This is a genomic window from Glycomyces endophyticus (assembly GCF_039531525.1).
Lineage (GTDB): Bacteria > Actinomycetota > Actinomycetes > Mycobacteriales > Micromonosporaceae > Glycomyces > Glycomyces endophyticus.
On the sequence record NZ_BAAAQF010000027.1, the window covers coordinates 1 to 20,636 of the forward strand.

Annotated in this window: 22 protein-coding genes and 1 pseudogene; 10 read left to right on the forward strand and 13 right to left on the reverse strand. The window is 71.2% G+C overall.

From position 1 onward, the window contains the following. The 8 genes and pseudogenes from ABD419_RS22905 to ABD419_RS22940 all read left to right on the forward strand — a co-directional run. Positions 1-721: pseudogene (locus ABD419_RS22905) on the forward strand (DNA polymerase III subunit gamma and tau); the annotation flags it as partial. A gap of 136 nt (positions 722-857) precedes the next feature. Beyond that, positions 858-1,196 carry a YbaB/EbfC family nucleoid-associated protein gene (locus tag ABD419_RS22910; protein ID WP_344491752.1) on the forward strand — a complete coding sequence of 113 codons (339 nt, stop codon included), beginning with the start codon at positions 858-860 and terminating at the stop codon, positions 1,194-1,196. A gap of 95 nt (positions 1,197-1,291) precedes the next feature. Continuing rightward, entirely contained in the window at positions 1,292-1,888 is a 597-nt protein-coding gene (gene recR / locus ABD419_RS22915) for a recombination mediator RecR (protein ID WP_344491755.1), read from the forward strand. Between the two features lie 212 nt (positions 1,889-2,100). Then, positions 2,101-3,843 (forward strand): ABC transporter substrate-binding protein, encoded by a 1,743-nt coding sequence (locus ABD419_RS22920; RefSeq protein WP_344491758.1) that lies wholly within the window; start codon positions 2,101-2,103, stop codon positions 3,841-3,843. A gap of 21 nt (positions 3,844-3,864) precedes the next feature. Next, positions 3,865-4,872, forward strand: a complete 1,008-nt coding sequence (locus tag ABD419_RS22925; RefSeq protein WP_344491761.1) for an ABC transporter permease — start codon at positions 3,865-3,867, stop codon at positions 4,870-4,872. Continuing rightward, positions 4,869-5,831 carry an ABC transporter permease gene (locus ABD419_RS22930; RefSeq protein WP_344491764.1) on the forward strand — a complete coding sequence of 321 codons (963 nt, stop codon included), beginning with the start codon at positions 4,869-4,871 and terminating at the stop codon, positions 5,829-5,831. Before ABD419_RS22925 ends, ABD419_RS22930 begins: the two co-directional genes overlap by 4 nt. Continuing rightward, entirely contained in the window at positions 5,831-6,916 is a 1,086-nt protein-coding gene (locus ABD419_RS22935; protein ID WP_344491767.1) for an ABC transporter ATP-binding protein, read from the forward strand. The genes ABD419_RS22930 and ABD419_RS22935 overlap by 1 nt, the downstream gene beginning before the upstream one ends. Continuing rightward, a complete protein-coding gene (locus tag ABD419_RS22940; RefSeq protein WP_344491770.1) occupies positions 6,913-7,989 on the forward strand; it encodes an ABC transporter ATP-binding protein in 1,077 nt (358 codons plus the stop codon). Before ABD419_RS22935 ends, ABD419_RS22940 begins: the two co-directional genes overlap by 4 nt. A gap of 188 nt (positions 7,990-8,177) precedes the next feature. On the opposite strand, the gene ABD419_RS22945 is transcribed toward ABD419_RS22940, so the two are convergent. The 6 genes from ABD419_RS22945 to ABD419_RS22970 all read right to left on the reverse strand — a co-directional run bounded on the left by ABD419_RS22945 (position 8,178) and on the right by ABD419_RS22970 (position 11,778). After that, positions 8,178-8,621, reverse strand: coding sequence for a hypothetical protein (locus tag ABD419_RS22945; protein ID WP_344491773.1), 444 nt, complete (start codon positions 8,619-8,621; stop codon positions 8,178-8,180). 31 nt (positions 8,622-8,652) lie between these two features. Next, positions 8,653-9,171 (reverse strand): EndoU domain-containing protein, encoded by a 519-nt coding sequence (locus ABD419_RS22950; protein ID WP_344491776.1) that lies wholly within the window; start codon positions 9,169-9,171, stop codon positions 8,653-8,655. Between the two features lie 7 nt (positions 9,172-9,178). Next, positions 9,179-9,673, reverse strand: coding sequence for a WXG100-like domain-containing protein (locus ABD419_RS22955; RefSeq protein ID WP_344491778.1), 495 nt, complete (start codon positions 9,671-9,673; stop codon positions 9,179-9,181). Then, positions 9,673-10,005: a hypothetical protein gene (locus ABD419_RS22960; protein ID WP_344491782.1), complete on the reverse strand. Its 333-nt coding sequence runs from the start codon at positions 10,003-10,005 to the stop codon at positions 9,673-9,675. Before ABD419_RS22960 ends, ABD419_RS22955 begins: the two co-directional genes overlap by 1 nt. After that, a complete protein-coding gene (locus ABD419_RS22965; protein WP_344491785.1) occupies positions 10,005-10,430 on the reverse strand; it encodes a YbaB/EbfC family nucleoid-associated protein in 426 nt (141 codons plus the stop codon). Before ABD419_RS22965 ends, ABD419_RS22960 begins: the two co-directional genes overlap by 1 nt. A gap of 97 nt (positions 10,431-10,527) precedes the next feature. Next, positions 10,528-11,778 carry a metal-dependent hydrolase family protein gene (locus ABD419_RS22970; RefSeq protein ID WP_425556171.1) on the reverse strand — a complete coding sequence of 417 codons (1,251 nt, stop codon included), beginning with the start codon at positions 11,776-11,778 and terminating at the stop codon, positions 10,528-10,530. A gap of 142 nt (positions 11,779-11,920) precedes the next feature. Between ABD419_RS22970 and ABD419_RS22975 the strand changes: the two genes are divergently transcribed. Then, on the forward strand, positions 11,921-12,409 hold the full coding sequence (locus ABD419_RS22975; protein ID WP_344491791.1) for a cupin domain-containing protein: 489 nt from the start codon (positions 11,921-11,923) through the stop codon (positions 12,407-12,409). Between the two features lie 5 nt (positions 12,410-12,414). Here ABD419_RS22975 and ABD419_RS22980 read toward each other — a convergent pair whose 3' ends face one another. The 6 genes from ABD419_RS22980 to ABD419_RS23005 form a co-directional block, all read right to left on the reverse strand. After that, a complete protein-coding gene (locus ABD419_RS22980) occupies positions 12,415-13,104 on the reverse strand; it encodes a ComEA family DNA-binding protein (protein WP_344491794.1) in 690 nt (229 codons plus the stop codon). Between the two features lie 139 nt (positions 13,105-13,243). Continuing rightward, positions 13,244-14,131: a succinate--CoA ligase subunit alpha gene (gene sucD / locus ABD419_RS22985; protein ID WP_344491797.1), complete on the reverse strand. Its 888-nt coding sequence runs from the start codon at positions 14,129-14,131 to the stop codon at positions 13,244-13,246. A 5-nt stretch (positions 14,132-14,136) separates the two neighbouring features. Further along, positions 14,137-15,315 carry an ADP-forming succinate--CoA ligase subunit beta gene (gene sucC, locus ABD419_RS22990; RefSeq protein ID WP_344491799.1) on the reverse strand — a complete coding sequence of 393 codons (1,179 nt, stop codon included), beginning with the start codon at positions 15,313-15,315 and terminating at the stop codon, positions 14,137-14,139. Positions 15,316-15,964: 649 nt separating this feature from the next. Beyond that, a complete protein-coding gene (gene icmB, locus ABD419_RS22995; protein WP_344491802.1) occupies positions 15,965-16,396 on the reverse strand; it encodes a coenzyme B12-dependent isobutyryl CoA mutase small subunit in 432 nt (143 codons plus the stop codon). Between the two features lie 113 nt (positions 16,397-16,509). Continuing rightward, positions 16,510-17,541, reverse strand: a complete 1,032-nt coding sequence (locus ABD419_RS23000; protein ID WP_344491805.1) for a hypothetical protein — start codon at positions 17,539-17,541, stop codon at positions 16,510-16,512. A 151-nt stretch (positions 17,542-17,692) separates the two neighbouring features. Next, positions 17,693-18,079, reverse strand: coding sequence for a MarR family winged helix-turn-helix transcriptional regulator (locus ABD419_RS23005; RefSeq protein WP_344491808.1), 387 nt, complete (start codon positions 18,077-18,079; stop codon positions 17,693-17,695). Positions 18,080-18,165: 86 nt separating this feature from the next. Between ABD419_RS23005 and ABD419_RS23010 the strand changes: the two genes are divergently transcribed. Continuing rightward, positions 18,166-19,617 carry an MFS transporter gene (locus tag ABD419_RS23010; protein WP_344491811.1) on the forward strand — a complete coding sequence of 484 codons (1,452 nt, stop codon included), beginning with the start codon at positions 18,166-18,168 and terminating at the stop codon, positions 19,615-19,617. 76 nt (positions 19,618-19,693) lie between these two features. Here ABD419_RS23010 and ABD419_RS23015 read toward each other — a convergent pair whose 3' ends face one another. After that, on the reverse strand, positions 19,694-20,416 hold the full coding sequence (locus tag ABD419_RS23015; RefSeq protein ID WP_344491814.1) for an ABC transporter ATP-binding protein: 723 nt from the start codon (positions 20,414-20,416) through the stop codon (positions 19,694-19,696). Positions 20,417-20,636 lie beyond the last annotated feature (220 nt).

Below are 20,636 nucleotides of genomic sequence, written 5' to 3' on the forward strand. Positions count from 1 at the left end.
GGCGCCCGAGGTCCGCGCCGAGACCGCCCCCGCGGCGGCGGCCCCGGCTCCGCAGGCCCCCGCCGAGGTCCCGCCCTGGGAGGACGAGGCCCCGAAGGCCGCCGAGCCCGCGCCCGCCGAACCGGCCCCCGCCGCGCCGCCGGCCGAGGACTGGTCCGAGCCCGCGCCGGCCCCGGTCTACGAGCCCGCGCCCGAGCCCGCCGGAGGCGGCACCTCCGCCGCCTCCGTCCGCCGCCAGTGGGACCGCATCCTCATGGCCGTCAAGGACCGCAAGCGCACCACCGCCGCGCTCCTGCAGGACGCCACGATCGCCGACGCCGTCGAGGGCGAGGTCGTCCTCGCCTTCAAGCACGCCTTCCACGCCGAGAACCTCCAGAAGGAGCCCGCCTACGGCATCGTCGTGGGCGTCCTCGGCGAGGTCCTCGGCGGCACCTGGAAGATCCGGTGCGAAGTGGGGGAGGCGGGCAGCCTCCCAAAAGCGCCGTCGGGTTCGGGGCCGGGCCCGGCGGCTAGGGCCGCCGCGCCCCGCGGCGCCCCGTCCCGGCCCGCCCCGGGCCGCCAGGCCGCCGCGCCCGCCGCCGAGGCGGTCGAGGAGCCCCCGCCGGACGACTACGACGAGGCCAGCCCCGACGACCCGGTCGCCCCGGGCGGGTTCGGCACCAGCGAGCAGCAGGCCGTCGAGCTCCTCCAGAACGCCTTCGGCGCCAAGCAGATCGCCTGACCCTCCCGGCCGCCCGCGCGGCCCGGCCCCGTGTGGGTCGCTTCGCCCCCGGGCGTGCTCGGCCGCCGGGCGTCGTCCCGTGCGGTTAGGCTGGCCCCAGACCAGGTGATCCGGATTCGGAGGGCGAGGAATGGACATGTTCCCAGGCGGAGACATGCAGAAGCTGCTGCAGCAGGCGCAGCAGATGCAGACCGACATGATGAAGGCCCAGGCCGAGCTGGCCCAGTCCGAGGTCAGCGCCTCGGCCGGCGGCGGGCTCGTCACCGCCACCGTCACCGGCGACGGGGAGCTCAAGGCCATCAAGATCGACCCGCAGGCGGTCGACCCCGAGGACGTCGAGACCCTCGAGGACCTCGTCATCGCGGCCGTGCAGGCCGCCGGCGACAACGCGAAGCGCCTCGCCGCCGAGAAGATGGGCCCGCTCGGCGACGCCCTCGGCGGCATGACCGGCGGCCTCGGCCTCCCCGGCATGTAGCACCCCGTACCCCCGCAGGGCCCCGCGCGCCGCGCCCGGCCCTGCGGACCCGCGGCGCCGCCGCACCCACCACGCGCGACAACAGAGGAGAATCCTTGTACGACGGGGCTTTGGGCGACCTCATCGAGGAGCTCGGGCAGCTGCCCGGAATCGGCCCGAAGAGCGCGCAGCGGCTGGCGTTCCACCTGCTCGCGTCCGAGAGCTCGGACGTCGAGCGGCTCACGTCGGCGCTGGAGCGCGTCAAGGCGCAGGTGCGGTTCTGCGAGGTCTGCGGGAACGTCACCGAGGCCGAGCAGTGCGGCATCTGCCGGGACCCGCGGCGCTCCGAGGCGCTCATCTGCGTCGTGGAGGAGCCCAAGGACGTCCTCGCGATCGAGCGCACCGGCGAGTTCCGCGGCCGGTACCACGTGCTCGGCGGCGCGATCAACCCGCTGGAGGGGATCGGCCCCGACGACCTCCGCATCCGGCAGCTCATGATCCGGCTCCAGGGCGGCGAGACGACCGAGCTCATCCTCGCCACCGACCCGAACACCGAGGGCGAGGCCACCGCCACCTATCTGGCGATGCTCCTGAAGCCCATGGGGCTGAAGGTGACCAGGCTGGCGAGCGGGCTCCCCGTGGGCGGTGACCTGGAGTACGCCGACGAGGTGACCCTCGGGCGGGCCTTCTCGGGCCGCCGCGACATGGACTGAGTGGACGTTCGGGGCGCGGTTCGGCCGCGCCCGGTCGTTTTTCAGATCCGTTGCGGCACAACGGGATTGGGTTGCGCGTATTTCGTGCGGATTCGGTAACAATAGCCTGCGGAACGGTCACGATCGCATAACGCTTAACAGTGGTGTAACTCACCGTGTCCTAGTCTGTGTGGTACCTCCGAATACCCAACGACCGACGGGTGAGACAACCTATGCGCACGTCCCCAACCCCAGTCAGGCGCGCCCTGGCCGCCGCGGCGAGCGCCGCGATGGCAGTGGGCCTGCTCGCTGCCTGCGGATCCGACGGCGACACCGGCGGCGACGCCGACACCGCCGAGGACTTCGACTTCTCCTGTCCCGAACGGACCGACGGCGACCCCCAGGTCGACGAGGCGGCCAACGAGTCGCAGCCGTTCGTGTTCGGCACTCCCGGCGACCCCACCAGCCTGGACCCGATCCTCGCCTCCGACGGCGAGACCTTCCGCGTCAACCGCCAGGTGTTCGACACGCTCCTGGACGCCGACTGCACCGACACCGTGCCGGGCCTCGCCGAGTCGTTCGAGCAGAACCCCGAGGGCACGGAGTGGACCTTCCACCTGCGCGAGGGCGTGACCTTCCACGACGGCGCCCCGCTCGACGGCGCCGCGGTCTGCAAGAACTTCGACCGGTGGGCGAACTTCAAGGGCGGCTTCCAGTCCCCGAACTTCACCTACTACTACTCGTCGGTCTTCGGCGGCTTCGCCGAGAACGACCCGGCCATGGGCATCGAGACGGAGTCGCTCTTCAAGGGCTGCACCGCTGACGGCATGACCGCCACGATCTCGATCAGCCACTACACGTCCAGCTTCCCGGGCGCGTTCACGCTCGAGTCGCTCTCGATCATCAGCCCGCTCTCGATCGACGCGGTCGCCGACGTCGTGCTCCCCGCGGCCGACTCGCCGCTGCCGGAGTACACCCAGACCGTGGGCACGCTGGCCGGCACCGGCCCGTACAAGCTCCAGGACTGGAACCACAGCGAGCAGGAAGTCACCCTCGTCCGCAACGACGAGTACTGGGGCGAGCCCGCGAAGGTCAAGACCGTGATCTTCAAGACGATCTCGGACGAGACCGCCCGCCGCCAGGCCCTCGAGGCCGGCGACATCCACGGCTACGACCTGGCCGCCCCCGCCGACGCGCAGGCGCTCCTGGACGCGGGCTTCCAGGTCCCGATCCGCGGCGTCTTCAACCTGCTGTACCTGGCGTACACGCAGGGCCACGCGCCGCTCGAGGACCACGCGGTCCGCGAGGCGCTCTCGTACGCCGTCGACCGGCAGCGCATCGTCGACTCGGTGCTCCCCGCCGGCGGCATGGTCGCGACCCAGTTCATGCCCCCCAGCCTGGAGGGCTACTCGGAGGACGTCGCGACCTACGACTACGACACGGAGAAGGCCAAGGAACTGCTCGCCGAGGCCGGCGCGGAGGACCTGACCCTGACGTTCTGCTACCCGACCGACGTGACCCGGCCGTACATGCCGGCGCCGAAGGACATCTTCGACATCATCGCGTCCGACCTGGAGGCCGCGGGCGTCACCGTCGAGGCCCGCCCGATCACCTGGGTGGAGTACATCCCGACCACGCGCAGCGGCGAGTGCCCGCTGTACCTGCTCGGCTGGACCGGCGACTTCGCCGACCCGTACAACTTCCTGGGCACGTGGTTCGCCGCTCCCTCGACCGAGTGGGGCTTCGACAGCGCCGAGGTCTTCGACGCGATCGCCGCGGCGAACACCGAGCCCGACCCGGCCGCCCGCGTCGACCTGTGGAAGACCGCGAACGAGGCCGTGATGACCGAGCTCCCGGGCCTCCCGATCTCGTCGTCGCCGCCGTCGATCGCGTTCGCCGCGAACGTGTACCCGCCGGACGTCTCCCCGCTGACGCGTGAGGACTTCTCGCAGGTCTCCTTCACCACCGGTTCCTGACCAGACACTCAATAGCGGAACATGCTGCGCTACACCGTCAAGCGCCTCCTGCAGCTGGCCGTGGCGCTCTTGGGACTCACTCTGCTGCTGTTCGCGTGGTTCAAGGCCCTTCCGGGCGGACCCGAGAACCAGCTGCTCCCCGAGAACGCCACCGACCAGCAGCGGGAGGCGCTGCGGGCCGCCCTGGGGCTCGACGAGCCCCTCTGGGTCCAGTACGGCGACTTCCTCGCACGGGCCGTCCGCCTCGACTTCGGCAGTTCGCTGTCGAGCGGGCGGCCCATCGCGACGGAGCTCGCCGACCGGCTGCCCGCCACCATCGAACTGTCCTTCGCCGCCATGCTCATCGCCGTCGGCGTGGGCATCCCGCTCGGCTACCTCGCGGCGAAGCGCCGCGGGTCGTGGCTGGACTTCGCGGCCGTCTCGGGCTCGCTCCTGGGCACCTGCATCCCGATCTTCTTCCTCGCGGCCATGCTGAAAGTGGTGTTCGCGCAGGAGCTCGGGTGGCTGCCCACGACGTTCCGGCTCTCCGCCGGCTCCCAGTACACGGAGGTCACGGGCCTGCGGGTCCTCGACGGGCTCGTCACCGGCGAGTTCGACATCGCCTGGGACGCGACGCTGCACCTGGTGCTGCCCGCGATCGCGCTCTCCTCGATCCCGCTCGCGGTCATCGTGCGGATCACCCGCGCGAGCGTCCTCGACGTCGTCGGGGAGGACTACGTGCGCACGGCGGACGCGAAGGGCCTCAAGCCGTCCGTGGTCCGCGGCCGCCACGTCATGCGGAACGCGATGCTGCCGATCGCCACGATCATCGGCCTGCTCCTGGGCAGCCTGTTCGCGGGCGCGGTGCTCACCGAGTCGGTGTTCTCCTTCGGCGGCATCGGCTCCTTCGTGTACCAGGCGACGACCGAGCGCGACTACCCGGCGCTCATGGGCTTCATCCTCGTGATCGCCGTGTTCTACGTCGTCATCAACCTGCTCGTGGACCTGTCCTACGGCCTCCTCGACCCGAGAGTGCGGGTGCGGTCATGACAATCGCCCGGATCGAAAAGCTCGACCGGCTCATCGAGGCGAGCGTCTCGGCCCGCGAGGCCCAGACCGGTTCGCTGCTGCGCCAGTCGTTCCGGCGGCTCAAGCGCTCCCCGATGGCCGTCACCGGCGGCGTCATCGTCGGCCTGTTCGTGGTGGTCGCGGTCCTGGGGCCGCTCATCGCCCCGTACGACCCGACGGCCCAGACGTGGGGCAAGGAGGTGTTCCTCAACCGGAACATCTTCCCCGGACCGCGCGCGGAGAACTGGTTCGGCCTGGACCACCTGGGCCGGGACATGTTCTCCCGCATGATCGTCGGGGCCCGCCAGACGCTCCTGGTGGGCGTCGTGGCGACCCTGATCGGCTTCGTCGCCGGGGCCGCGATCGGCGGCGTGGCCGCCGCCGCTGGCACCTTCGGGGGCCGGTGGGGTGAGCGCGTCGAGGCCGTCATCATGCGGACCGTGGACGTGGCCCTCGCCATCCCGATGCTGCTGCTGGCGCTGAGCGTCGCGGCGCTGCTCGGCCCGTCGCTGAGCACCGTCATGATCGCGGTCGGCGTCGCGCAGATCCCGATCTTCGCGCGGCTGCTGCGCGGCTCGATGCTGGCGCAGGCGCACTCGGACTACGTGCTCGCCGCGATCTCCCTGGGCGTGCCCAAGGGCCGGATCGTGGTGTCGCACATCCTGCCGAACTCGCTGGGCCCGGTCATCGTGCAGGCCACGCTGGTGCTCGCGACCGCGATCATCGAGGCCGCCGCGCTGTCGTACCTGGGCCTGGGGAACCCGGACCCCGGCAGCCCCGAGTGGGGGACCATGCTCGCCGACGCGCAGCGGTTCCTCTCCGGCGCACCGCAACTCGCGATCTATCCGGCGGTCGGCATCATCGTCACCGCCCTCGGCTTCACCCTCCTCGGCGAGGCCATGCGCGAATCGCTCGACCCGAGGCTGAGGAGGCAGGAGTAGTGGCACTGCTCGAAGTAGAGGACCTGCGGGTCGCGTTCGGCACGTCCACCGCCGTCGACGGCGTCTCGTTCTCCGTGGAGGAGGGCAAGATCGTCGGCCTGGTCGGCGAGTCCGGCTGCGGCAAGTCCGTCACCAGCCTCGCCGTCATGGGCCTGCTCCCGAAGGGCCGCGGCGCCAAGCGCGGCAGAGCCCCGCAGCCGGTGCAGGCCGCCGCCGAGGAGCCCGCGCCGGGCGCGGTCAAGGCCACCGCGGCCGCACCGCAGGCGGTACCCGCCGGGGGCGGCCACGGCCGGGGCGGGGGCGCCGACGTCAGCGGCCGGGCCGTGTTCGACGGCACCGACCTCCTGGCGCTCGCACCCGCCGCGATGCGCCGCCGCCGCGGCAAGGACCTCGCCATGGTCTTCCAGGACCCGCTTTCGAGCCTGAACCCGGTCGTACCCGTGGGCCGGCAGATCACCGAGGTCCTCGAACGCCACCGGGGCCTCAAGGGCGCCAAGGCGTCCCAAGAAGCGGCGAGCCTCCTCGACCGGGTCGGCATCCCCGACCCGACGCGGCGCCTCAAGGAGTACCCGCACCAGCTCTCCGGCGGCATGCGCCAGCGGGTGCTCATCGCGATCGCGGTCGCCTGCGCCCCGCGGCTCCTGATCGCCGACGAGCCGACGACCGCGCTCGACGTGACGATCCAGGCGCAGATCCTGGAGCTGCTCAAGGACCTCGTCGACCACGAGGGCACCGCGCTGCTCATGATCACGCACGACCTCGGGGTCGTGGCGGGCATGTGCGACGAGGTGAACGTGCTCTACTCGGGGCGCGTGGTCGAGTCGGCGCCGGTGCGGGAGCTGTTCGCGCGGCCCACGCACCCGTACACGGTCGGGCTGCTCGGGTCGATCCCGAAGCTGGACCTGCCGATCCACGAGCCGCTGACGCCGATCCGCGGCTCGATCGCCGACGTCATCCGCTGGAAGGACGGCTGCGCGTTCGCACCCCGCTGCGACCGCGTCGCCGAGGCGTGCGTCGCCGGCGAGCCCCCGCTCGTCGGCTCCCTGCACGCCCACCGCTGCGTCTTGGCCGAGGAGGTCGCATGAGCACTGAGCCGCAAGACGAAGCGCCGCAGGCAGCAGCGGTGGAGCCCGAGATCCCGGCGCAGCGCGCCGAGGAGCCCGAGCCCGCCGCCCCCGCCGAGGCCCCCGCCCTCCTGGAGGTCGAGGACCTCAAGGTGCACTTCCCGATCCGCCGCGGCGTGGTCGTGGAGCGCACCGTCGGGCACGTGCGCGCGGTCGACGGCGTCAGCCTGCGCGTCCCGCAGGGCGGCACCTTCGGCCTCGTGGGCGAGTCCGGCTGCGGCAAGACCACCTTCGGGCGGGCCGTGCTGCGGCTGGAGGAGCCGACCTCGGGCCGCGTGGCCCTCGGCGGCGACGACGTGACGGCCCTGCGCGGCGAGCGGCTGCGGAAGTTCCGCTCCCGCATGCAGATGGTCTTCCAGGACCCGCTCGGCTCGCTCAACCCGCGCCACAACGTGGACATGCTCCTATCGGAGCCGCTGAAGGTCCACGGCGTCGGCTCGAAGGAGGAGCGCCGCAAGCTCGCCGTCGAGACCCTCGACGCGGTCGGCCTGCCCAAGACCGTGCTGGAGCGCTTCCCGCACGAGTTCTCGGGCGGCCAGCGCCAGCGCCTGGGGATCGCGCGGGCGCTCATGCTGCGCCCGGACCTGATCGTCTGCGACGAGCCGGTCTCCGCGCTCGACGTGTCGATCCAGGCCCAGGTGATGAACCTGCTCGACGAGCTCCAGGACGAGTTCGGCCTCACCTACCTGGTGATCGCGCACGACCTCGCGGTGGTCCGGCACCTGTCGGACCGGGTCGGGGTCATGTACCTCGGCAAGCTCGTCGAGGAGGCCGACTCCGAGTCGATCTACGAGCACCCGCGCCACCCGTACACGAAGGCCCTGCTCTCCGCGGTGCCCCAGCCGGACCCGGAGAAGGAGGCCACCCGCGAGCGCATCATCCTCAAGGGCGACCTCCCGTCCCCGGCCAACCCGCCCTCGGGCTGCCGCTTCCGCACCCGCTGCCCCTGGGCGGAGGACATCTGCGCGGAGGTGGAGCCGGAGTGGCGCGAGGCCGCGAGCGGACACAAGGTGGCGTGTCACTTCGATCTTTGATCGAACAGCGGTACAGCGATCTTTGATCGAACAGCGGTACAGCGATCTCCGATCGAACAGAGGCGCAGCGATCTCTGATCGCACAGCGCACACCGATCTCTGATCGAACAGCCGCACAACGACCCGCCGATCGAACGAACACCGAAGGCGCGGAACGCGATCGCGTTCCGCGCCTTCGGCGTCTCGTCCTATGCTGGCCCGTCGGCCGGGATGCCCAGGCGCCCCCGGTACGGGTGGCGCAGCTGCCAGGTCTGCTCCCACTGGAGCAGTCCGGCCTGCCATTCGGCCAGGTCGGGGCGGAAGGCCCGGCGGGCGTTGGCCCGCTCGGGGGTCTCGGCCATGAACTCCCAGAAGTCCTCCAGGGCGATCCGGACCTCGTCGACGGAGTAGGCCGCGCGCTGGCGGTTCCCGTACACGGCCTGAACGGTCACGCCGTCGGGCGTGAACTCGACGTCCCACCCCTCGGAGTCCCACAGCTCGAACGGCGCGCCGCCTTCACGGACGTCGTCGACCATCGCGAGCGCGTCGAGGAGGACGCGGAACTTCCGGCCGATGTCGGTGCAGATCCAGGCCGCGAGGACTTCCTGTCCGGCCGGCACGGCGTCCACGACCGGGCCGTAATAGTCGTCCATTCGGAAGCGCATTGTTCAGCGGCGCCTTTCGTTACTGCTGGTCGGATGGGAAGCCGTGAGTGTATCCGCGGCCATTGTTGTTGTCATAGTATCCGGAGATCCGGACGCCGCCGGACTCGCCGACCCACATGTTGGGGTCGTTGGGGTGCGGCTGGCTCTTGCGGAACGCGGTCGCGATGTTCCTGTCGACGTCCTCGCCCGTCCAGGAGTCGGGGAAGAACGTCGAGGTGCCGCCGTTGCCGCCCTTGGGCTTCCAGATCGGGGGCGGGCCGGCGTCGAAGAACTCGGGGTCGGCCTGGTAGACGCCGTTGTCGCCGACGTCGACCCGGGAGTCGGGCCGGATGCGGCGGCCGTCGAAGTCGTTGCCGCCGGGCCGCCAGTGGTAGCCGCTGCCGGTGGGGCGTCCGGGCCGGACGTCGCCGACGAGGGCGTGCTGGAGCTTGTCGTAGTCCATCTTGTTCTGCTGCGCGCGTCCGGCGCGCTGCTTCTTCGCCTTCTTGAAGAAGTCGAGTGCGGCACTGATGAGCTTGCCGCCGCTTTTGCGTCCCATGCTCCGCCTATGCGTCGAGGAGTTTGAAGACGGCTTCCTGCATGAGGTTGCCGACGACCGTGCGGGCGATCTGCTGGAAGACCGGGACCTGGAGGAGGGAGGCGCCGAAGGTGACGGCGGCCTGGGCGATAGCGATGGCGATCTGCACGGCGAGGATCACGAGCTGCACGATGACCATGATCTTGAGGACCAGCACGATCACCGAGCAGATGATGAGTCCCACGCCGGCGATCATCGCGCCGACCGACCCGTTGTCGAGGATGTGGGCGGGCCCGTCCTCGCTCTCCCACCAGGTCTTGAAGGCCTCGATGTCCTGGCCGATCTGGTCGGTCCAAGCGGAGGCGGCGTTCTCGTTGGCCTCGCCGCCGAGGCCGGAGAGGTCGTCGCCGAACTGCATCCAGGCCTCGCCGAACGTCATGAGGTTGTCCTCGTTCGACTGCGGCCAGTCGAAGCCGAGGATGCCGAGCAGGCCCGAGAGCTCGGAGGGGAGCATGATGGCCATCAGGCGCCCCCGCCGATCGAGGAGGCGATCTGGTTGAACGCCTGGGAGACCGCGTCGTCGCCGTCGAGGTGGGTCTTGGCGAAGTCCCGCACGTCGACGCCGGCGTCGGCCATCGATTGGGCCGCCTCGGTGAAGCACTCCTTGGCGAACTCGAAGACGGCCGTGTGGGCCTGCTCGATGAGGCCGCCGATCTCGTCGGTGCCGCAGGCGGCGGTGACGCCTTCGATGCTGGAGGCGAAGGTGTCGACGGCGGTGAAGAACTTCTCGGCGGTGGCCTCGATGGTCTGCCCGGACCGGTCGAGCGCCTCCGGGTCGATCTGGAGGTCGGGCATCACTGCACCCCTTTGCCGTCGGCGGCGGCGTCGACGATCCGGGCGTGGGACGCGGTGAGCGTGTTCATGAACGAGGAGAGCCGCTGGACCGACTGCTGCTGGAGCTGCTCGACCTGCTCGCTGAGCGCGCCGAGGTCGACGGCGCCGGGGATGCCGGCCTGCTCGCGGGCGGCGTCGAGCGCCGCGTTGACGCCGGCGCTGATCTCCTCGCCCAGGTACTCCTTGCTCAGGCGCATCGCGCGCGGGTCGACGAGGTCGACGGTGACCTTGCCCGCCAAGGTGGCCGAGACCCGGATCATGCCTTCGGCGGCCTCGACCTCGACATGTCGGCCGCCGGCCTCCTCCTGCGCGCGCTGCCCGTCGCGCGCGATCTGGAGCGCCTGCCCGAGGGCGTCGGCGATGCCGGGGGATTCGGGTGAGCTCATGAAGGCTCCTCGGTGTCGGTCTGGGTCGGTTCGGGGCGCTTCGAAAGTTACCAGTCCGCCGCCACCCCGTCCCCCGCAGCGGCCGCCTCCGGCGGCCTCAGCCGAGTGATCCCGCTTTCACCTTGCCGCCCTGCATGACCAGCTTCAGATGCGTCTCCGGATCGGTCAGGACCGAGAGGTCCGCGAGGGGGTCGCCGTCGACCACGAGGAGGTCGGCGGCCGCCCCGGGGACGATCTCGCCGAGGCGCCCCTCCTCGCCGAGGAGCTTCGCGGCCGTGACCGTCGCGGAGCGGACGACGTCGGCGGCGGGGATCACGGCGCCGCGGATGGCGAACTCCTGCAGCTGGTGCCGGCGCATGCCGCCGAGGAGGTCGGAGCCGTAGCAGAGGTTCACGCCCGCGGCGTGCGCGAGTTCGAGCGCCTTGAGGCCGGCGTCGAGGACGAGCTCGTTCTTGGCGAGGTTCGCGGCGGAGAGCCCGTACTCGGCGCCTTCGACCGCCATCCGCTGGTAGGTCACCAGGGTGGGCACCAGGAACGCGCCGTGCTCCAAGAACAGGTCCACACTGGACTGGTCGAGGAGGTTGCCGTGCTCGATGGAGCGCACGCCGGCCGCGAGGCCGCGGTTGATGGCCCGCGCGGTGTAGGCGTGCCCGGCGACGTACCGATTCGCGGCCTCGGCCTCGTCGACGATCGCGCGGATCTCGTCGAGGGAGAACTGGGTCGAGTCGATCCGGTCGGTGGGGGAGGCGACGCCGCCCGACAGCATGATCTTGACGTGGTGGGCGCCGGTGCGCAGCTGCTCGCGGGCGGCCTTGCGCACGCCGTCGACGCCGTCGCACACCAGCCCCAGGTCGGGGCAGCACTGGTGGTCGTCGTGGACCGAGCGCCCGCGCGGGCGCATGTCGACGTGGCCGCCGGTCTGCGAGAGCGCCTTGCCGCCGAAGAAGATCCGCGGCCCGTCGATGAGCCCCTCGGCGACCGCGTCGTGGATGCCGAAGTCGGCCCCGCCGGGGTCGCGCACCGTCGTGAACCCGCGGTGGAGCATCTCCCGAAGCTCCACGGAGGCCTTGACGGCCACGTACGCGGGCGACTGGTCGCCCAGGCCCGCCAGGTCCGCGGTGTGCGCGTTGACGTGCACGTGGCAGTCGATGAGCCCCGGCATGAGGGTCTTCCCCCCGAGGTCCACGACCCGGGCGGCCTCCGCCTCGACATCGGCCCCGACCGCGGCGACCTCGCCCCCGCGCACCAGCACCCGCTGCCCCGGGACGATCGCCCCGGCGGCGGTGTCCAGCACCGCGGCGTCCACGAACAGCACGGTTTCGGTCATCGGCCTCTCCTCACGGTCCAACCGGCTAGCCGCCCGGCTAGCGCCGGGTACCAATATGCCGGACCGCCCGGTAGCGTCGGACACGGGCCCGGCGCCGGGCGATGAGTCGCGGGGTCCAGGATCGTCTTCACCGGCAGACCGCGCACGAGAGAGAGCGAGCGACATGTCCTATCCCGAACCCAGGTACTTCGGCGACGACGGCGACATCAGCGCCTACTTCAGGCCCGCGTCGGCCCCGCCGGACCTGACCTACCCGAACGGCGGCACCGCCGGCTACCTGGCGACCGGCACGACCACGAACGGCCAGTTCGGGCTCTACCAGTGGAACATGAGCGGCGCCCGCTCCGGGCCCGACCCGCACTTCCACCGCACCATCTCGGAGTCCTTCTACATCCTCACCGGCACCATCCGGATCTACAACGGCGCCAAGTGGGTCGACCACGTGCCCGGCGACTTCGTGCACGTCCCCGAAGGCGGCGTCCACGGCTTCCGCAACGAGTCCGGCGAGCCCGCCTCGATGCTCCTCATGTTCCACCCGGGCGCGCCCCGCGAGGACTACTTCGAAGGCCTGCTCACCCTCGGCGACATGGACGACGAGGAGCGCAAGGCGTTCTTCGCCCTCCACGACAACTTCTGGATCGAGGAGTCCTAAGCGCCTCAGGGGATCAGCACCGCGTACTCGCGCAGGTGCCGCTCGAACCCGGGCGAGACGCCGACCTCCAGGATCACCTCGTCGATGCTCTGGAACGGCCCCTCGCGCTCCACGCGCTCGCGCACCTGCTCGGCGAGCGCGGCGTTGAACCCCGGCAGCTTGCGCAGGACCTCGGCGGGCGCGTGGTTGAGGTCGACGAGCCCGCCATCGTCGAGGCGCCGCTCCAGGTCGGGGCGGCCGACGCCGGTGCGCTTGGCAAGCAGCGGGTCCCCTTCCGCGAGCCGCCGGGCGTCCTCGCGGTTCCGCGCGGCCTGGTCGAGGGCCGGGGCCACCCAGTCCCCGGTCGGCCCCGGTCTCGGCGCGGGCCTCGCCTCCACCGCACCCCAGACGTACCGGCGGATCGCGAGCAGGTGGACGGTCGCGCCGACGGTGCCGGCGATCATCACCAGGAACGCGCTCCACATCGCCCAATCGGGCGTCTCGCCCACGTCGAACGGGAGGATCAGCGCGAAGAACCCCAGGAACGCGGCGGTGTGGGCGATCAGCGGCGCCACGGTCGCGGCCGCGGGGCGGCGCCCGGCGGCGACGCCGAACGCCAGGGGCGCACCGGCGCCGGGGACCAGGAGCGGCAGCAGCGCCCACCCGAACGTGGCCGGATGGGGCCCGCGGGGCGACGGGCGGGGCGTGGAGGGCATGGCCCGATCGTAACGACCTGCCGCGCGAGGCCGCCCCGACGAATCAGGGCGCGGCTGGGACCGGCCCGCGCCGTCCCGTCCCAGGAACGACGACGGGCCGGACGGCATCGCCGTCCGGCCCGTGCGTTCGCCTTGGTGCTTAGAGGTTCTCGATGACCTCGCGCATGAGGCGGGCGGTCTCGCTCGGGGTCTTCCCGACCTTGACGCCCGCGGCCTCGAGGGCCGCCTGCTTCGACTCGGCGGTGCCGGCCGAGCCCGAGATGATGGCGCCGGCGTGGCCCATCGTCTTGCCCTCGGGCGCGGTGAAGCCCGCGATGTAGCCGACGACCGGCTTGGTCACGTTGTTCTTGATGAACTCCGCGGCGCGCTCCTCGGCGTCGCCGCCGATCTCGCCGATCATGACGATCGCCTTGGTCTCGGGGTCCGCCTCGAACGCCTTGAGGCAGTCGATGTGGGTGGTCCCGATGACCGGGTCGCCGCCGATGCCGACGGAGGTCGAGAAGCCGATGTCGCGCAGCTCGTACATGAGCTGGTAGGTCAGCGTGCCCGACTTGGAGACGAGGCCGATGGGGCCGGTCCCGGTGATGTCGGCGGGGGTGATGCCCGCGTTCGACTTGCCGGGGCTCGCGATGCCGGGGCAGTTCGGGCCCACGATGCGGGTCTTGTTGCCCTTGGACTCGGCGTAGTTCCAGAACGTCACGGAGTCGTGCACCGGGATGCCCTCGGTGATGACGATGACGAGCTCGATCTCGGCGTCGATCGCCTCGACCACGGCGGCCTTGGAGAACGCCGGGGGCACGAACACGACGGAGGTGTTCGCGCCGGTCTCGGCCATGGCCTCCTGCACGGAGGCGAACACGGGGAGGCTCACGCCGTCGACGTCGACCTTGGTGCCGGCCTTGCGCGGGTTCACGCCGCCGACGATCTCGGTGCCGGCCTTGAGCATGCGGCGGGTGTGCTTCATGCCCTCGGAGCCGGTCATCCCCTGGACGATGACCTTGCTGTTCTCGTTGAGGAAGATAGCCATGGTGCCTAGGCCCCCTTGTTCGCGAGCTCGGCGGCCTTGTCGGCCGCGGCGTCCATGGTCTCGACCACGGTGATGAGCGGGTGGTTCGCGTCGGCGAGGATCTGGCGACCCTCCTCGGCGTTGTTGCCGTCGATACGGGCGACGAGCGGCTTGGTGACGTCCTCGCCGCGGTCGGCGAGCGTCTGGAGGGCGCCGAGGATGCCGCGGGCGACCTCGTCGCAGGCGGTGATCCCGCCGAAGATGTTCACGAACACGGCCTTGACCTGCGGGTCCGACAGGACCACTTCGAGGCCGTTCGCCATGACGGCGGCGGAGGCGCCGCCGCCGATGTCGAGGAAGTTCGCGGGCTTGACGCCCCCGTGGGCCTCACCGGCGTACGACACGACGTCGAGGGTGGACATGACGAGGCCGGCGCCGTTGCCGATGATGCCGACGGAGCCGTCGAGCTTCACGTAGTTGAGGCCGGAGTCCTTGGCGCGCTGCTCGAGCGGGTCGACCGAGGACTTGTCCTCGAACTCGGCGTTCTCGGGGTGGCGGAAGTCCGCGTTCTCGTCGAGCGTGACCTTCGCGTCGAGCGCGAGGACCTTGCCCTCAGGCGTGCGCACGAGCGGGTTCACCTCGACGAGCGTCGCGTCCTCGGCGACGAACGCGCCCCAGAGCTTGACGAACACGTCGACGAGCTGGTCGCGCAGGTCCTCGGGGAACCCGGCCTGGGTGACGATGGCGTTCGCGATCTCCGGGGTGACGCCTTCGCCGGCGTCGATCGGGAGCTTCACGACCTTCTCGGGGGCGGTGTGGGCGACCTCTTCGATCTCCATGCCGCCGGCGGTCGACGCGATGCACAGGAAGGTGCGGTTCGCGCGGTCCAGCAGGTACGAGAAGTAGTACTCCTCGTCGATGTCGGCGGTCACGGTGAGCATGACCTTCTCGACGGTGTGGCCCTTGATGTCCATGCCCAGGATGTTGGTCGCGTGGGTGTTCACCTCGGCGACGGTGTCGGCGAGCTTGACGCCGCCGGCCTTGCCGCGTCCGCCGACCTTCACCTGCGCTTTGACGACCACCCGGTCGCCGAGGCGCTCGGCGAGCTCCACGGCCTCCTGTGTGGTGGTGGCGACGCCGCCGTCCAGAACCGGCACTCCGTGCCGGGCGAACAGTGCGCGGCCCTGGTATTCGTACAGATCCACTGTAGAGTCCGCTCCACTAGCTAGTCTTCTTTGACCGGACGGCCTGGGGCCTCCCCGTCCGTGCCCGGTGCGGGCCGCGGGCTCGGCGAACCGGGTCCGGTCGGACGGGGGAGCAGGTACAGGTGCCCGTTATCGCAGGGTAACCCCGCGCGAGGCGCCGAGGACTCCGGCGTGCGGCAGGTGTGACGAGGTCGAGGATTTCACGGCCGGAACGGGGAGGACGTGCGGTCCAGCGGCCCCCGGGGCCGGGTGGTGCCGGGGCCTTCAGGTGAGCACCGGTGCCTCCGGGCTGAGCGGAGGCGGGCATAGAGGCGGGGACCGGACGCACCCCTCAGGCGTCCGGTCCCCTTAGCGGGAACCAAGCCCACCCCTCAATGGCTTGATTCCCTTAGGCACGATGCCCTATCGCCACCCCTCAATCGACAGGGCATCGGCAGCTTGTGGCACAGCTCAATAACCCGGCGCTTGCGGAAGTGAACTCCCGATGAAGCGGCTGCGTTATTGTCCGGCGGCCTTTCGGCCGACTGCTGATGCGTCTTCCGCGGTGTTGCTTCCGCGTCCGACACCTATAAGAACGAGGGCCGCGGGACGCGGTTACGGTCTCTCAAAAGAATTTTTTGACCCGGGCGTCTTGCCTGGTCAGCGCCGTTCAGACGGTGGCGGGGCGTCCCTGATCGGGTGAGGGCACATGGCCCTGGACCCATTCGGCGATCGCCTGGGTCGAGGCGCCGGGGCCGAATATCTGCGCCACTCCGGCCTCGCGCAACTGCGCGGCGTCCTCGTCGGGAATGATGCCGCCGCCGAAGACGACGATGTCGCGGGCGTCGTTCTCGTCGAGGAGTCTCAGCACCCGCGGGAACAGCGTCATGTGGGCGCCGGAGAGGATGCTCAGGCCGATCGCGTCGGCGTCCTCGGCGAGGGCGGTGGCGACGACCTGCTCGGGGGAGTTGTGCAGGCCCGTGTACACGACCTCCATGCCCGCGTCCCGCAGCGCCCGCGCCACGACCTTCGCTCCGCGGTCGTGGCCGTCGAGCCCGACCTTCGCCACGACCACGCGTATGGGCGCGCCCGATGCAGACATAGGTGTACCTCCTCGTACGGAGGCCGCGGCGCCTGCGTCGCTCGTGGCGATCATCGGCGCCGCGGCCAGTTCATACGAATGAGCTTAGTCGCGACCGGTGCGGGTTGGAAGTGCTACTGGCCGTAGGGCGGCTGCGGCGGCTGCTGCTGGCCCGGCTGCGGGTACCCGGGGGGCGGCGGCGGGTAGCCGCCGGGCTGCTGGCCCTGCGGCTGGCCGTATCCGGGCGGCGGCTGCTGCTGGTAACCGCCGGGCTGCTGCCCGTACGCGGGCGGCGGGTAGCCGCCGGGGGCCGCGGCCTGCGGGCCCTTGATGTAGGCCTTGGCCTGCTCGTCCTTGAGGTAGATGAAGCTGGCGTAGCCGTACACGCCGGCGCCGGCGAGGTTGAAGACCAGGCCGACCACGGCGACGCCGCCGACGAGCGCGAGCGCGCCGAGGCCGCCGAGCGCGCCGATCAGCGAGAGGCCCGCGGCGACCATCATGACGATGACGCCGGTCAGGCGCAGGCCGGGCGAGGCGATCTTGCCCTTCGGGAGGGCCCAGCCGTACCAGCCCATGGCGGCGGCGATGAGGAGGCCGATGACGCCGAAGAAGATCGCGAACGGGTTGGTGATGACCGAGAAGACGAAGGAGACCACGCCGATGCCGGCGCCGATGAGGGCCATGAGGCCGATCTTCTTGATGCCCTCGGGGGCGTCGCCGAGCGGGCCGGTGGCCTGCGGCTGCGGGAAGCCCGCCTGCGGCGGGGGCGGCGGGTAGGCGCCGGGCTGCTGGCCCTGCGGCTGGCCGTACGGCTGCTGGCCCGTCTGGGGGAACTGCCCGGAGCCGAGCGGGTTCGGGGCCGGCGGGGGCGTGCCCGCGGGCTGGAACCCGGTCTGGGAGGTGCCGGACTGCGGCATGACCGTGGTCTCGGCGTAAGGGGCGCCGGGCGGGTCCGCCGGGCCGGTGGGGTTCCCGAGGGGCGAGGGGGGCGGGGGCGGGGTGCCCTGCTGGACGTCGGCGCGCGAGATCTTCATGGTGCGGTCGAGGCCGGACTCGTCCCCTGCGGGGGCCGGAGCCGCGGGCGGCGTCGGAGCGCCGGCGCCGGGCTTCAGCTTGAAGGTGCCGCCGTCCTCGTCGTCGGGTCGGTCGTTCTCTGGGGGAGTCATGACATCCACTCTCCATGCCGGATCGGTTGTGACTGCTCTCCACCTCACCTTACCGACCGTCACGGCGCAAGGGGGTATGCCGTCCGAAAGCGCCCATGTGCACAAGCGCCGCAACGGCTTCGGCGGTCCGACCCGGTGAGCGGTAACCCGCTCACGCCAACTGGCGGCGGAGCACGGCCCGGTAGGTCGGCTCGGCCGCGGTGTACCGCTCCTGCCCGGCGGGCGTCAGCATGAGGAACATGGCCCGGCGGTCGAAGTCGCAGGTGGCGCGGGTGACCAGGCCGTCCTTCTCCAGGCGGGTGACGGTCCGCGAGAGGGCGCTCTGGCTGAGGTACATCTCGGCCTCGAGCTCCTTCATCTTGGCCTTGCCCCCGTGCTTCCCGCAGCTGCGGGACAGGATCTTGAGCACCTCGAACTCGCTCAGGCCCAGGTCGTGCCCGTCCTGCAGCTCGTTCTCCAACTCGCACGATGTGGTGTGGTACACGCGGAGTGTTTCAGACCACTTGGTGCACACGTCTTCGTCTACTACGGCCTCCATGACTAGGAGATTACCATGTCAAGACATTTAATGTCCGTGCATTTGATGTGTTGACATCCAATGCACGTGCATGTAAGTTTCTCGGCATGACGATCACCGAACCGAAACCGCAGGCCGACCTCCTCACCGACACCCCCGATACGGCCCCACACACCCCGAGCAGATGGGGACCGAAGCTGTGGGCCGTCCTCTTCGTGGCCGGCCTCGCGATGTTCCTCGACGCGCTCGACGTCTCCATGGTCGGCGTCGCGCTCCCGTCGATCGGCGCCGAACTCGGACTCGAGACCTCGTCCCTCCAGTGGATCGTCAACGGCTACATCCTTGGATACGGCGGCCTGCTCCTCCTCGGCGGACGCATGGCCGACCTGCTCGGACGCCGCCAGGTCTTCCTCACCGCGCTCGTCGTCTTCGGCGCCGCGTCCCTGGTCGGCGGCCTCGTCGAGCACGAGGGCCTCCTCATCGCCTCCCGCATCGTCAAGGGCGTCGCCGCCGCCTTCACCGCCCCGGCCGCCCTGTCGATCATCACCACCACCTTCAAGGAGGGCCACGACCGCAACAAGGCCCTGTCGATCTTCACGGTCTTCGGCGCCACCGGGTACGCCTCCGGCCTCATCGCCTCCGGCCTGCTCACCAGCGTCGACTGGCGCCTGACCTTCTTCGCGCCCGTCGCCGTGGTCGCCGTCGTCCTCGTCGCCGCCTTCGTCGTGGTCCCCAAGAACGCCGAGCGCGAGAAGGGGCACATCGACTTCCTCGGCTCCGCCACGCTCACCGGCGGCATGCTCGCCGCGGTCTACACCATCGTCACGGTCCCCGAGACCGGCTTCACGCCCCTCGTCACCGCGACCACCGCGGCCGCCGCGGTCCTCCTCGGCGCGTTCTTCGTCATCGAGAACAAGGTCGCCCACCCGCTGGTCCGCCTGAGCATCTTCAAGGTCAAATCGATCGTCCGCGCCAACCTGGCCGCCATGGCGATCTTCGGCTCCTACATCAGCTTCCAGACGATCGTGTCCCTGTACCTCCAGAACACGCTCCAGTGGGAGCCGATCCAGATGGCCCTCGCGCTGGCCCCCGCCGGCGTCATCGTCGCCGTCCTGTCGCCGATCGCCGGCAAGTTCATCGACCGCTACGGCACCAAGTCGATGATCATCGCCTCGATGGCCTCGTTCGTTCTCGGCTACCTCTGGTTCATCCTGCGCGGCGGCTCGGCCCAGCCGAACTACTTCGCGGACTACCTGCCCGCGTTCCTGCTGCTCGGCCTCGGCTTCGCGATCGGCTTCTCCGCCACGATGGTCCAGGCCACCGACGGCATCGCCGACGACGAGCAGGGCCTGGCCTCGGGCCTGGTCCAGACCTCCGGCCAGATCGGCGGCGCGGTCGTCCTGGCCGTCGTCACCGGCCTGATCTCCGGCGGCGCCGCCACCTCGATCGCCCAGTACCGCCCCGGCCTCTACCTGGTGACCGCGGTCGCCGCGGTCGGCCTGCTCGCCAGCGCCACCGCGCTGCTGGGCCGCCGCCAGGCCGTGGTCGAGGCCGCGTAACCGCCACCGCAACCGAACACCCGCGCGACAGGGCCCGCCGTCCCCCGGACGGCGGGCCCTGCCGCGTCCCGCTGCGTCAGGCCGCGAGGGCCGACGTCAGGACCGGGCGCAGCCGCGCCCCCTCGAGCGCGAACGTCGCGTGCGCGCGCGAGGCCGCCGCCGCGTCGCGCGTGACCATGAGCAGCCCCGGCGCCCACTCGTCGACGAGCGCCCGCATCAGGTCGAGGACCTCGGCGGCCTCGTCCGCGTCGAGCGCGCCGGTCGGCTCGTCGGCCACGACCAGGTCGGGCCGGGACGCGAACGCCCGCGCCACCGCCGCCCGCTGCTGGCACACGGCCGCGAGGTCCCCGGGCCGGCGCTGCAGGAACCGGTCGACGCCGGTCCGCTCCGCGAGGTGCCGCAGCCAGTCGCGGTCCTCCCCGGCCCCCGCGAGCCGCAGTGGCATCGCCAGGTTCTCCTCCACGGTCAGCGAGGGGAGGAGGTTGTACGACTGGAACACGAAGCCGATCCGGCCCTGCCGCAGCAGGGTCCGCTTGGCCTCGCCGAGGCCGGTGATCCGCCGGTCGGCGATCCGGACCTCCCCGCCGGTGGGGTCGTCGAGGCCGGCCGCGCAGTGCACGAGCGTGGACTTGCCGGCGCCGTCGGCGCCCATGACGGCGATGAACGCGCCGCCCGGGACGTCGAGGCTGACGCGGTCGAGGACGGTGTGCGCCCCGTCGTAGGTCTTCGAGACCTCGCGCAGCGCCAGCGCCGGAGCGGCCGTCGCGGGTCTGAGCGGAGCGGTGAGGACGGTGGTCATAGGGTGTGCCTCCGGGTTTCCTGGTATGACTGCACGCTATGGCGATCGGCGTCCCGTTCCAATGCGGTCAGCTGCCCGATCAGGGGTGGGGCCAACCGGAGTCGGCGGGGTGCAGTCAGCTGTAGTACCCCGTTCCGCGCCCGGGTACAGCTGGCTGTAGCGACGCCGCCCGCGTTCGCGGGTACGTTCCAAGCGGACGCCCGGCGCCGGCCGGCCCGGG